This is a genomic window from Fretibacterium fastidiosum, from assembly GCF_000210715.1.
GTDB classification, from domain to species: domain Bacteria; phylum Synergistota; class Synergistia; order Synergistales; family Aminobacteriaceae; genus Fretibacterium; species Fretibacterium fastidiosum.
Window position 1 is genome coordinate 2,483,819 of record NC_021038.1, and the last position, 2,950, is coordinate 2,486,768.

Annotated in this window: 3 protein-coding genes; all 3 read right to left on the reverse strand. The window is 69.4% G+C overall.

Annotated features, from left to right (window positions below):
- A partial coding sequence (locus tag SY1_RS11210; RefSeq protein ID WP_243440680.1) for an S-adenosylmethionine:tRNA ribosyltransferase-isomerase occupies positions 1-329 on the reverse strand: 329 nt, incomplete at its 3' end.
- Positions 326-1,801: a SpoIID/LytB domain-containing protein gene (locus tag SY1_RS11215; RefSeq protein WP_015557085.1), complete on the reverse strand. Its 1,476-nt coding sequence runs from the start codon at positions 1,799-1,801 to the stop codon at positions 326-328. The genes SY1_RS11210 and SY1_RS11215, both read right to left, overlap by 4 nt.
- A complete protein-coding gene (gene ruvB / locus SY1_RS11220; RefSeq protein WP_015557086.1) occupies positions 1,798-2,874 on the reverse strand; it encodes a Holliday junction branch migration DNA helicase RuvB in 1,077 nt (358 codons plus the stop codon). Before ruvB ends, SY1_RS11215 begins: the two co-directional genes overlap by 4 nt.
- Positions 2,875-2,950 lie beyond the last annotated feature (76 nt).

A 2,950-nucleotide genomic window follows, 5' to 3' on the forward strand; every position in this document is an offset into this window, starting at 1 on the left:
AGGACCTCCGCCGCTCCGCCCCCGGGGATGCGCCTGCCCAGGAGCCGCGCGGGAAGGACCCGCGTGTCGTTCAGCACGAGCAGGTCCTCCGGCCTCAAGAACTCCAGGACGTCGCGAAAGCGGCGGTGCCGCACCTCATTTGAGGCCACGTCCCAGACCAGGAGCCTCGACGAGTCCCTGGGGTCCGCGGGGACCTGGGCGATGCGGTCCTCGGAGAGGGGATAGTCGTAGGTTTCCAGGCTGAACAGTGCGTCGTGAGAAAGGGACGGCGTCCGATCCGCGGGGGCCGGGCCCGACGGCTGTGAGTGGGAGTCCATCGTCATCATCATCGGTAGCGTTTGACCTCCGTCCCCGGATAGTAGTGCATCAGGATGCGTTCGCCCTTCCAGCCGTTCTTGGCCAGCGTCAGGCTCCCCCACTGGGAAAGCCCCACGCCGTGCCCCCACCCCCTGCCGCAGAAGACGAAGACGTCCCCCTCCCGCGCGACGGTAAAGCCGCCAGCCCCCGTGACAGGCGCGACAGGCGCAGCGGGCACGACGGGCACGGGCTTCCGCGCGGGCTGCGGGGCCGGCGCGCTGCCGCCCGTCCGCTGGAGGCCGATGTAGAAGTAGCCCTTCTTCTTGTTCGGGTTGGAGAGCATGTCCACCAACTCCGACGTCGTGAAGACGCCGTCCGCCGTCATCTGCGCCAGGCGCTTTTCCTGAGCGAAGGTCATGGGGTCCCTCGATGTGGGGACGGGGGGGAGCGGCCGTCCGTCCACGGGCGCGGGGCGGCTTTCCTGAGGCGTCTTTGGCTGCTGCTGCGGCGCGACGGGCGGGGTCCCCGCCCTTGACGTCAGCATGGTGCTCTTCAGGAGGTTCGGGCCTATGGCCGTCCGAAACTGGCTGGCCCTTACCGAACTCGTCCCGCGGCTGCCGGTGAAGGTCAGCGCCGTAGCCCGCCCCCCCTTATCGACGCGGGCGACCCGCACCTCCGAGAGAGCCCCGACGCCGGCCTTGATCCTCGCCAGGGCGGCCTCGATGCTGCCCCTCGGTATCCTGACCGACCAGGAGGCGTTGGGCGAGGCATAGGCGACGGGCTCCGGGACGCCGGCAAGGTAGGGCAAGGCCCTTCCCCAGACGTCGGCGTTGTTCGCCGTGTGTCCGCCGCTGTCGGAGTGGAAGGGCGTGAAGGCCAGATCGCTTCCGTAGGTCAATATCTCGCGCTCCGTGCTGGCCACCGCCTGATTGGTCGCGGCCGTCTCAACCCCCGCTCCCCTGTAGACCTGGTCGGCGACGGTGTCGGTGACGTCATAGCCCCGGCTGGAGCGGGCCATGCTCTGCCGCAGCGCGTAGGTTCGGGAGATGATCGCCTGCACCCTCAGCGCCTCCATGGGCCAGGAGGCCCCCACCTCGGCGGGCAGCACCCCCCGCAGGTAGTCCTCCAGGTCCAGGACGTTCAGGAGGCCCCGGCTCGTGATCAGGAAGGCGCCGCGATAACGCCGGTTGTTGAAGCGCATGAGCCCGCCGCCGGTGATCCGGACCGGCAGCGCAAAGGCCGTCTTCCCCGACAGGAGGCGTCCGCCGGAGACTCGCAGGGCCGCGGGGTTCCCCAGCGGATAGGCCTTGCCCCCGCCGTCCACCAGCGTCATCGCCCCGTCCGAGGCCACGGTGTAGCTCCCCGCGGCGGAGAGGCGGACGTAGATATCCCGCGCCTCCGCCCCCGTCGCAAGCGGCGCCAGAAGCAGCAGGGCCAGAAGGCCCCACAGCCGCAGGATTCCTGGCGGCACCCTGCCCCCTCCCCGCGCAGCGTATCCGGTCATTGGTCCTCCTCCTGTTCCGCCCCGAAGGGAAGGCGCAGTTCCTCGTCCGGCCGCCGCCTCATGGGACACCCAAGGTAGGCGTAGGCGTTGGACGTGGCCCGCCGCCCTCGCGGCGTCCTCTCAAGGAACCCCTTCTGGATCAAGTAGGGCTCGTAGATATCCTCGATGGTCTGAGGTTCCTCATTGATGGCCGCCGCAATGGTCCCCAGCCCTACGGGGCCGCCGTCAAAGCGCTCGACGACCGCTCTCAGTATCTGGCGGTCCCCCTCGTCCATGCCCTCCGCGTCGATGTCCAGCATGTTCATGGCCCGGTCCGCGATGTCCGCATCGATCTCTCCCGTCCCTTTGACGGAAGCCACGTCGCGGACCCGCCGCAGGAGCTTCAGCACCACCCGCGGCGTCCCCCGCGCCCGGCGGGCGATCTCGATCGCGGCATCCCCCGCGATGCGTATGCCCAGCACCCCGGCGGCCCGCAGGACGATGCGGGCCAGCTCCTGCTCCGTGTAGAGCGAGAGCTGCTCCACGATGCCGAACCGCGCCCTCAGGGGCGAGGTCAGAAGGCCCAGCCGCGTGGTGGCCCCGCAGAGCGTGAAGCGCGGCAGGGCGAGGCCGATGGTCTTGGCCAGGGGGCCCTTGCCGACGACGATGTGCAGCTCAAAATCCTCCATGGCGGGGTAGAGGATCTCCTCCACCTGGCGCGGCATACTGTGGATCTCGTCGATGAAGAGGACGTCGTTGGCCTCGAGGTTGGAGACGATGGCGGCGAGGTCCCCCGCCCGCTCCAGGGCCGGGCCCGTCGTCTTGCGAAGCTGCCCTCCCATCTCCTGGGCGATGATCTCCGCCAGCGTGGTCTTGCCCAGACCGGGAGGGCCGTAGAAGAGGACGTGATCCAGGGGCTCGCCCCGGCCCCGGGCCGCGTCGATATAGATGCGCAGCTTCTCGCGCACCCTCTCCTGACCGATGAAGTCCGCCAGAGCGCGCGGGCGGACGGTGGCGTCCTCCGCAGCGCGCGGAGAGGAGAAAAAACGCCCCTCGTCCTCCGCCCCGATGGGGGTTCTCGCGTCCTCGGACATCGCTAACGGCCTCCTCTGTGCAGTTCTCTCAGGGCAAGCTTCAGGAGCGTCTCCGCATCCAGCCCGTCAAAGGCCT

Coding starts and splice junctions, on each gene's coding strand:
- SY1_RS11215 (WP_015557085.1), bottom strand. CDS start 1,801: ATGACCGGATACGCTGCGCGGGGAGGGGGCAGGGTGCCGCCAGGAATC.
- ruvB (WP_015557086.1), bottom strand. CDS start 2,874: ATGTCCGAGGACGCGAGAACCCCCATCGGGGCGGAGGACGAGGGGCGT.